Raw genomic sequence first — 8,380 nt, 5'->3', positions numbered from 1 at the left:
AATCGCGAATTTTTTTCCCTTCTCTCCCTCTTTTTGCAAAATTGGGATGCTCCCGTTCCTTTAAGGAGTCGAAGAAAAGCCGCACCGTGCAAAAATTCTAGATCATTAATACTCATGGAACTACTGCCAACAATCATCCATACTAAGTAATATATTTTACAAGTTTTTTAAGTAGTTATCCAATGATAAGTAATCAATTTTTAGTATTAAAAAAAGTAAACGCACCTTGCCATAAAGGCAAAGTGCGATATACACAGCTTTTTATATGTGGAATTGGCTAGTGCAAGATACCAGAAATAAATAGACAGGAAAAACCAGACGAAAAAACAGATTGTCTAAGCATGACAATTTCCTGTCTCTTGCCTTCTGCCTTCTGTTGGATTACACTAAATGTCCTTCTCGCTCAACTCTCTGGTCATGTAGTCAAACGGCTCATCTACAAAACTAGTACTACTGACACCAGCATCTGCTAATTGCAGCTTGACAATATCCTTCATCAGTTGGATACCACGAACTGTAGGGCCAATGGGAACACCCAAAGAATTATAAGTTTCCCGCAAACCTTGCAGCACGCGCTCATCCAACACATCCATACTGCCAGCTACAATGGCATAAGTAGCATAGCGTAGGTAGTAATCCATATCCCGCAGACAAGCCGCATACCGTCGAGTAGTATAAGCATTGCCGCCGGGACGAATCAACTCTGGCTGTTCATCAAATAATTGAGAACCAGCCTGCTTGACAATTGCCGCCGCATTTGCATTAATAGCTCCTGCGGCTTGTACTCGTGCTGTCCCGCTTTCAAAATAGGACTTGAGACTGTCGATCGCATTCCGGTCAAAATACCGCCCAGCAACGTCATAATTCTTAATTAAACTTGTGACTGCATCCCGCATTCCTTTATCTCCCAATCATTGCTATTTATGGTTTGATATTTATTTGACTGCTTTTGCAAGCGGCTAATTTTTGTGCCAATGAATATTAAAAGAAGCTCAAGCACAAAAACAATGTATGCGCTACTTAAAGGATTCTATGCCAAAGTTGACCCCAACAGATGAACTGTCAAGTTTTGTAGAGTTAGTTCGGCAAAAATGAACATAACCTATAAACATGATATTCTGTAACAAAAAATACAAAATATCTCAAATTTATATCATTAGGATATTTCAGGTGTCTTTAATGATTTGGGTTCATCAAGCAAGGTCAGCGTGCATTAACATTGTGGTTTACTGTACTAAATTGGCGGAGAAGGAGTAACCATGACAACCCCACAAGAAGTCCTGAATATGATTCGGGACAACAACATTCAGATGATCGATCTGAAATTCATCGATACGCCAGGGATATGGCAGCACCTGACAGTGTTTCATAACCAAATCGATGAAAGTAGCTTCACAGACGGCGTACCCTTCGATGGTTCCAGTATTCGGGGTTGGAAAGCAATCAACGAGTCAGACATGGCAATGGTACTCGATCCAAACACTGCCTGGATCGACCCATTCATGAAAGAACCAACTCTCAGTATCATTTGTAGTATTAAGGAACCCCGTACGGGCGAATGGTACAGTCGTTGTCCGCGTGTAATTGCTCAAAAAGCATTAGATTATCTCGTTTCCTCCGGTCTTGGTGACACAGCCTTCTTTGGTCCTGAAGCTGAGTTTTTCATCTTTGATGATGTCCGTTTTGACCAAAACTCCCACGAAGGCTACTACCATGTAGACTCAGTTGAAGGGCGTTGGAACTCCGGTAAACAAGAAGGTCCTAACCTGGGTTACAAACCCCGCTACAAAGAGGGTTATTTCCCAGTACCTCCCACTGACACTTTCCAAGATATTCGTACAGAAATGCTGCTAACAATGGCAGAGTGTGGAGTACCTATTGAAAAGCAGCATCACGAAGTAGCTACAGGTGGTCAGTGCGAACTCGGTTTCCGCTTTGGTAAATTAATTGAAGCTGCCGATTGGCTGATGACTTACAAATACGTCATCAAGAACGTTGCCAAGAAATACGGCAAAACCGTTACTTTCATGCCTAAGCCTGTCTTCCAAGACAACGGTTCCGGTATGCACACTCACCAGTCTATTTGGAAAGACGGTCAGCCTTTGTTTGCAGGCGATAAATACGCTGGCTTGAGTGATATGGCATTACATTATATCGGTGGCATCCTCAAGCACGCACCAGCACTGTTGGCTATTACCAACCCCACCACCAACTCTTACAAGCGCCTAGTACCCGGTTACGAAGCACCAGTTAACTTGGCTTACTCCCAAGGTAATCGTTCTGCTTCGATTCGGATTCCTCTGTCTGGTACTAACCCCAAAGCCAAGCGTTTAGAGTTCCGTTGTCCTGATGCGACTTCTAACCCCTACTTGGCATTTGCTGCCATGCTGTGTGCTGGTTTAGATGGCATCAAAAACAAAATTGATCCTGGTGAACCTCTGGATAAAAATATTTATGAACTCTCTCCAGCAGAACTGGCGAAAGTTCCGTCCACTCCTGGATCTCTAGAATTAGCATTGGAAGCACTAGAGAAAGATCATGCTTTCTTGACCGAACCTGGTGTCTTTACCGAAGACTTTATTGAAACTTGGATTTCTTACAAGCTAGACAATGAAGTTAATCCAATGCGTCTACGTCCTCATCCCTACGAATTTGCTCTTTACTACGATTGTTAATTTCAAAGGGTTAGTGGTTGGTAGTTAGTGGTTAATTATAAATAACTACTAGCGATTCTCCATAAAACCAGACGTATTATTTGAAATCATAAATACAGCCACCCAAACTGGGTGGCTTTTTTTTGGGTTTCTCTACCACTGTAGGGGCGTAGACGCGCTTGGCGCGAGTAAGCATTCGCCCCCACTACTTAACTCATCGCAGCATTACTGCGGTCATAATTCATACGAGCATTGTGGTCTATTTTCCCTTGAGTCGGGTTCCAGTAGTGAGATACTTCTCCAGGAAGACCCAATTCTTCCCCTGCACGTTCTAGCATCGATTGTTGCCGATTTTTGATCAGCTGATAATGACGCATCATTAAAGCACGAGCTTTGTCTTGGGTAGACATACCAGAGTCCTCCCTGTAGTTTTAATTTGATTGATTTGTTTGTCTCCATTAATAAGATAGCAGAATAATTCTGTATCAGAAGTTACGAAATGATACATTTTTATAAAACTTAATATTTTATTGACAAGTACCCTGTCACATTGAAAGGTTTGTAGTCAGCACCAAAGCTCAATAGATCATTCTCAAGATTAATGAATTAATAGTTACAATTATTTAAGTTAAATAAATAAAAATAAAGACAAGCCTAGCCATTCACATGTCCGACACATTAACGAAGCTGACTTATCAAACATTTCAGCAGGGTAAAAACTATTTTGGTTTAGCTCATAAAACATTGAGCGTACGGTTGTTGAATTTAATCTCTCCTTTTGAGCAGCAAACCAAACCCGTCCCGACAGAAGTTTTACTCACATTTCAAAAAAAGCTAGATAATTTACTAGAAAGTGATTGGCAAGATGCAGAGCAGGGCGTGTATCCTACGAGCTTGCTGTTTGATAATCCTTGGCAAGAATTTTTCCAGTACTATCCAGTAATATGCCTAGATTTATTCCAAACGTGGGAGCGGGCCAAACAGAAGAATTATCAAGACTTTCCCGCAAATGTGGAAACTTCTGGTTATCCGAGTTATTACGTACAGAACTTCCATCACCAAACTGATGGCTACTTGAGCGACTTGTCAGCCAATCTCTACGATTTACAGGTGGAAATTCTGTTTGGTGGTACAGCCGACCCAATGCGACGGCGAATTCTCGCACCTCTTAAGAAAGGACTAAAAAGTGTATTTGCTGATTTACCACATCGGCAAATACGCATTTTAGATGTAGCTTGTGGAACGGGTCGGACTTTAAAAATGATTCGCGCAGCTTTCCCGCAAGCATCGCTGTTTGGTACGGATTTGTCACCAGCTTATTTGCGAAAAGCAAATGAATTATTAAGCCAAATTCCAGGAGAATTACCACAACTATTGCAGGCTAACGCTGAAGAGTTACCCTACCTGGATAATTATTTTCATGCAGTGACTTCTGTGTTTCTTTTCCATGAATTACCTGCAAAGGTACGCCAGCGAGTTATTGAACAATGCTACCGAGTAACAAAACCCGGAGGAGTGTTCATTATTTGTGACTCTGTGCAAATGAGTGATTCTCCAGAAATGGAACCATTCATGGAAAACTTCCACCAGATGTACCATGAACCCTACTATAAGCATTACATGACTGATGATTTAGTAGAGCGTTTGGAAAAAGCAGGTTTTGAGAATGTTGAAATACAAGTCTATTTGATGAGCAAGTATTTAATTGCTCACAAACCAGTTTGATTAAACCCTTTGGGCGGGTTTAGGGGGATAAGGTATGGGGGTGTAAGGGTAAGAACTACCCTCAAAGAGCAAGGATTGAAGCCCTTGTGATCAAGACCATTGTACTTTTAGAGGTAGAGAAGAAAGTGGTAAGAAGTTTTATAACTTGCATCTTCTACCACATTCTTATCGACCTCTGCCATTTTTGGCATCACAACGCTATTGAGACAAAAATTTTTGGCAAAAAACAAAATAGTTTTGCGAAATGATGGTAGCGGAACCAAGATAACTAGCGCTTGTTGAAATATTTCTGAGCAAGCACAAGCTTTAATTTGGTAAGAGTAATGTTGTTTGCAACCTCAACAAAGTTCTTTTTTCCCGATGCAAGATACCAGTAGCTCAACACAGAAAAAAGCCTGAGTAAGATATCAGGGAGTTGCTTTCTTGCCTATTTCCCTAATAATCGAGATATATCAGCAAACATATGTGCTTATGCTGCACTGGTAGACGAAGTGACACCCTTTTCCTGATTATTTGAGGTTTGCGATCGGGATATGCTTACTTGTTTGAGGAGTGATGCTGTTTGCAATACGGATTTTGATTGATTTTGCCTTCTGTTTGCAAGGGTGGAAGACCCTTTATTTACACGAAGATTACAGAATTGATACAGAGCGATTACCTGACTTAGTCGTGTCTCAACTGTTATATACTTGCTATAGAAGGTGTGTAACGGATGTTTACGTAAAACATCGTGTTGGGGTGTAATCTGAATTCCTTGCTACCAACAAAACTACGAGCCTAAAAGATTGTCTTCAGTATGTTGTTGTTAGGCAACAATATGCTTGTTACCAGGATGCTGCATTAAATCTCTACGCGAACCACCCTTAGCAGGACGGTTCCTGGGAGTAGTTTTTGCAGACAGCAAAAGATAAGACACTCTTTGTCTGTCTCGATCGCGTCCACTACCGCGATAAGGAGAGGACTTTTGAGGTTTAGATTTTGCCGAGATTAATAAGTGAGAACTAAAGTGAGATGTCAACATATCGGATAGGGAACTAGTAACTGTTTGGCTGTTTACAGCGAAACTGCTCAGTAACAGTCCTGTAACTAAAAGTGAAATGGCAGCACGCATAACAAGTGTCTATTTTAGAACTCTTCATTTCCTTGATACTGAGTTTGTTTTACTGCTTCCGGACAATTTCGTCAAAAAGTATTGTTTTTAACTGAAAAAAATATTGGAATCAGTCATGAGTACTTTCCACTAGTAACCAACGACCAGCTTGATTGAGACAACCCCGAAGATTGAGCTGTTGCCCATGGGGTTTAGTTTGCAGCAGTTCATTGATTGGCGATCGCAAAGTCACAAGCTGCCAAATTTGGCCTTTGTATGAAGCTGGGATCATAATTGTGAATCTGTAATCTTGCTGGTTAAGGCGGTGAAAAATACCTTGGAAACAGTTAAAATTTTGTTCTTGACCAGTTTTTTTACTGCCGTGATCGTACTGATAACCAGAATCATCAAGATAATAGCCGTTACATGGATATAGTTCGGGATTATCTAAGTAATATTGTTGCCAATGTAGCCAATTAATACTAGTAGGTGAGGCGTTAAATAATGGAATTACTGCTGTTGGTGCTATTTGATCCAGCAGTAAAGCTGTTTGCAGGACTCTAACGGGTAATTCTCTGGGCTGACAATTCAACTCTACGCAAATAGCAGCAGCCATCCCTGCTGCTTGACCAATACCCATGACTACAGGTTGCAATCTAGTTGCACCATTGGCAATATGAGACACAGAAATATTCTTTTCACACACTAATAAACCATCAGTCTCTACCGGAATCAGACAACGATAAGGAATAGTAAAGGGAGTTCCCGTCCAACGACCTCCCCAACGAATTGATTTTGGTTGTAAGTCAAACTTCACACCAGGATAATGATGGTCGTTGGCGTAGTTACCAATGGCGATCGCATCTATATTTAATGCTGCTACTGTACCCCCTGCTACTGGCAAAATATCCTGTTCTCTAATAGTAGTTAGCCCTACTAGACGGCGACTTTCTCGGTAATAAGGATGTAATGCATAAGCACCTGTGCGATTTTGGATTTGGGGAAAGATACCATCTGCTAAACCATAACGACGACCAAGCTGATTTTGAATAAAATGGGCAAAATTTTGACTATGCCAAAAGCATTCTTGCTCAAATTCTCGCTTTACTGCTTGAGATTGGATCAATCTACCTACACCTTCACCGTAATCATTACCGTGAATCGGCCAATTGATCATGAACCTACTTCCTGGTAAACGTCCGTAATTCAAAAATTTCTCAACACCATAGCCATCCCAAGCACCAGCAAACAGTGACGGGTCGTAGTTTGGTGCAGATGGAATTTCTGGGGCAACGGCTTCACGGTAATCTTGCATCACCACTACCCAGGTTGGGGCTTGCAGAGGATATTTTGCTGTGAGAGAATTAAAATTAGCTGGGGCGCTAGTTTCTCCAAACTCCGACTGCAACTCCCAACCCCAGCGATGAGATATTTCAGCCAAAGCCAATAAATCTCCTAATTCTGTGGCGTCGAGAGTCACCTTGGCTTTAACAGTAAAATCTGCAAACCTAACGCCAGTGATACAATCTCCTTCTCGAAAAACCTCCAAAGGCACATATCCAGGAATCCAAAGCAGATTTAGTAATTTTCGCACCCAATCTGCAAAAATCTCCGCACCTATACGCGGGTCATAACTAAAAAAGCTGACCCAACTATTATTCAACCCTCCTGGTTGTCGCTGCTGCAATTCTTGTAAAAACGCACCCCATAAACCTGTTTGAAAAGCTTCTAATTCATTCCCATCCGGTGCAGATACACCCGCAGACGTCAGCATTCCTCCTAACCAAGGAAATTCGCTGACGAGGATAGTTTTGACTCCCCGTCGCGCTGCTTGGATAGCAGCTGCGGTTCCACCTGTTCCACCACCGACAACTAAGACATCGGCTTGATATGTCTGATTCACCATTTTCTAACCTCCCTGGGTTTCCGAATATATTTTCACCAATTGCTTGGGAATCAGACACTTGCAATATAAACTCATAACGATTATGATTTAATTTAAAGAGCTAGATCAAAAATCCCAGGTATGGAAAACCTTGTTATCGGTGCGATCGCCAGTTTAGGCGCGGGACTTGCGACAGTAGTTGGTGCTTTACCAATTTTTTTACCCATTCATCTGACGCAGCGATTACAAGGAATCATGCTGGGTTTTGGTGCGGGAGTGATGTTAGCGGCGACATCATTCTCATTAATTTTACCTGGAACTGAGGCGGCTATTGCTCAAGGGGCATCCAAACTCAATGCAGCTTTGATTATCCTTGTTGGCGTATTACTAGGCGGAGTGTTTTTGCAATTAGTTCATAAGTTTTTACCCCATGAACATTTTTTTAAGGGGAAAGAAAACTGTAATAGTCAGAATTTGAGGCAAATTTGGCTATTTATTGGCGCAATTACTATTCATAATTTTCCTGAAGGTTTAGCTGTGGGAGTAAATTTTGGCAACAATAATATTACTGATGGAATTCCAGTTGCTTTAGGAATTGGTTTACAGAATATTCCAGAAGGTCTAGTTGTGGCCTTATCTTTAGTTGCTGAAAGCTATTCCAGAAATTATGCTTTAGGAATTTCTTTGTTAACAGGTTTAGTTGAACCAATTGGTGGTTTAATTGGTGCTGGATTAGCGAGTATTGCTAACTTTATCTTACCTTGGGCAATGGCATTTGCTGCGGGAGCAATGTTATTTGTGATTAGTGACGAAATTATACCTGAATCTCATCGCAAAGGCTTAGAAAAAGAAGGAACAATTGGTGTGATGATTGGCTTTGTAGTCATGATGTTTTTGGATATTGCTTTGGGGTAAAAGAGGAACAGGGGATCGGGGAAAGGGGAATGGGCAAATTCATTTAATTTTTGAACATTGCTCAGAAAAATAATAATTATTGATTGCAGCAAAATATTTAGAGACTTAATC

7 protein-coding genes are annotated in these 8,380 nt (G+C 41.2%); 3 read left to right on the top strand and 4 right to left on the bottom strand.

What is annotated here, in order from left to right; genetic code table 11:
* Positions 1 to 386 precede the first annotated feature (386 nt).
* The gene (gene apcB, locus AC5JMK_RS18250) at positions 387 to 896 is read right to left on the bottom strand and encodes an allophycocyanin subunit beta (RefSeq protein ID WP_096673622.1); all 510 of its coding nucleotides are present in this window, start codon (positions 894 to 896) and stop codon (positions 387 to 389) included.
* Between the two features lie 363 nt (positions 897 to 1,259).
* On the opposite strand from apcB, the gene glnA reads away from it, so the two are divergent.
* On the top strand, positions 1,260 to 2,675 hold the full coding sequence (gene glnA / locus AC5JMK_RS18245; RefSeq protein ID WP_096673624.1) for a type I glutamate--ammonia ligase: 1,416 nt from the start codon (positions 1,260 to 1,262) through the stop codon (positions 2,673 to 2,675).
* A 188-nt stretch (positions 2,676 to 2,863) separates the two neighbouring features.
* On the opposite strand, the gene gifA is transcribed toward glnA, so the two are convergent.
* Positions 2,864 to 3,064, bottom strand: coding sequence for a glutamine synthetase inactivation factor IF7A (gene gifA, locus AC5JMK_RS18240; protein WP_096673626.1), 201 nt, complete (start codon positions 3,062 to 3,064; stop codon positions 2,864 to 2,866).
* 256 nt (positions 3,065 to 3,320) lie between these two features.
* On the opposite strand from gifA, the gene AC5JMK_RS18235 reads away from it, so the two are divergent.
* Positions 3,321 to 4,379: a class I SAM-dependent methyltransferase gene (locus AC5JMK_RS18235; RefSeq protein ID WP_096673628.1), complete on the top strand. Its 1,059-nt coding sequence runs from the start codon at positions 3,321 to 3,323 to the stop codon at positions 4,377 to 4,379.
* Positions 4,380 to 5,184: 805 nt separating this feature from the next.
* Here AC5JMK_RS18235 and patX read toward each other — a convergent pair.
* Positions 5,185 to 5,490, bottom strand: a complete 306-nt coding sequence (patX, locus tag AC5JMK_RS18230) for a heterocyst-inhibiting protein PatX (protein ID WP_096673629.1) — start codon at positions 5,488 to 5,490, stop codon at positions 5,185 to 5,187.
* A gap of 109 nt (positions 5,491 to 5,599) precedes the next feature.
* Positions 5,600 to 7,375: an FAD-dependent oxidoreductase gene (locus tag AC5JMK_RS18225; RefSeq protein WP_495910736.1), complete on the bottom strand. Its 1,776-nt coding sequence runs from the start codon at positions 7,373 to 7,375 to the stop codon at positions 5,600 to 5,602.
* Between the two features lie 120 nt (positions 7,376 to 7,495).
* Between AC5JMK_RS18225 and AC5JMK_RS18220 the strand changes: the two genes are divergently transcribed.
* On the top strand, positions 7,496 to 8,269 hold the full coding sequence (locus tag AC5JMK_RS18220) for a ZIP family metal transporter (protein WP_096673633.1): 774 nt from the start codon (positions 7,496 to 7,498) through the stop codon (positions 8,267 to 8,269).
* Positions 8,270 to 8,380 lie beyond the last annotated feature (111 nt).

This window comes from Pelatocladus sp. (genome assembly GCF_059505505.1).
Note: the sequence above shows the minus strand (reverse complement) of the source record. Positions and strands in the feature narration are given on the sequence as shown.

Excerpts from the sequence above, each read along its gene's own strand:
- patX (WP_096673629.1), bottom strand. The coding sequence starts at position 5,490 with ATGCGTGCTGCCATTTCACTTTTAGTTACAGGACTGTTACTGAGCAGT.
- AC5JMK_RS18225 (WP_495910736.1), bottom strand. The coding sequence starts at position 7,375 with ATGGTGAATCAGACATATCAAGCCGATGTCTTAGTTGTCGGTGGTGGA.
- gifA (WP_096673626.1), bottom strand. The coding sequence starts at position 3,064 with ATGTCTACCCAAGACAAAGCTCGTGCTTTAATGATGCGTCATTATCAG.
- AC5JMK_RS18220 (WP_096673633.1), top strand. The coding sequence starts at position 7,496 with ATGGAAAACCTTGTTATCGGTGCGATCGCCAGTTTAGGCGCGGGACTT.
- glnA (WP_096673624.1), top strand. The coding sequence starts at position 1,260 with ATGACAACCCCACAAGAAGTCCTGAATATGATTCGGGACAACAACATT.
- apcB (WP_096673622.1), bottom strand. The coding sequence starts at position 896 with ATGCGGGATGCAGTCACAAGTTTAATTAAGAATTATGACGTTGCTGGG.
- AC5JMK_RS18235 (WP_096673628.1), top strand. The coding sequence starts at position 3,321 with ATGTCCGACACATTAACGAAGCTGACTTATCAAACATTTCAGCAGGGT.